Source organism: Neisseria sp. P0021.S007 (assembly GCF_051956855.1).
Genome location: NZ_JBQCXA010000862.1, coordinates 1 through 577, shown reverse-complemented (window position 1 = coordinate 577; position 577 = coordinate 1). Strand labels below are relative to the sequence as shown.

Genomic DNA, 577 nt, shown 5'->3' with positions numbered 1-577 from the left:
CGCATGGGCGGCGCAAGAATTGCCCGAACACTGCTATCTGAATCTGCGCATTATCGACGACGGCGGACAAGAGCTTGCCGGCGGCCGCAAACTGCACGAATTGCAACAACAACTTGGCAAAGCCGCCGCCACCACCTTCCGCGACAACACCCAAGAATTCGAGCGCGACAACGTGACCACATGGGACATCGGCACCCTGCCCGAATCCATCAAATTCGCCCGCGGCAAACAGCAGCTCACCGGCTACCTCGGCCTGCAAAAAGAAAAAGACGGCCGCATCGCCCTGCGCCTATTCGACACGTCCGCCGCCGCCGAACAAGCCCACCGATTAGGCGTGATCGAACTCATGAAACTACAACTAAAAGAACAAGTTAAAGACCTGAACAAAGGCATCCAGGGCTTCACCCAAGCCGCCATGCTGCTCAAACACATCAACGCCGACACCCTGCGCGACGACCTCACCCAAGCCGTCTGCGACCGCGCCTTTATCGGCGAAGACGAACTGCCGCGCAACGAAAAAGCCTTCAAAGAACAAATCAAACGCGCCCGCAGCCGCCTGCCCGCCGTCAAAGAAGCC

Annotated in this window: 1 protein-coding gene; it reads left to right on the top strand. The window is 58.4% G+C overall.

Going from position 1 to position 577, the window contains the following annotated elements:
• Window positions 1-577, top strand: a 577-nt coding sequence (locus ACTHUR_RS16385; RefSeq protein WP_440399733.1) for a DUF3418 domain-containing protein, incomplete at both ends; no start/stop codon positions are given.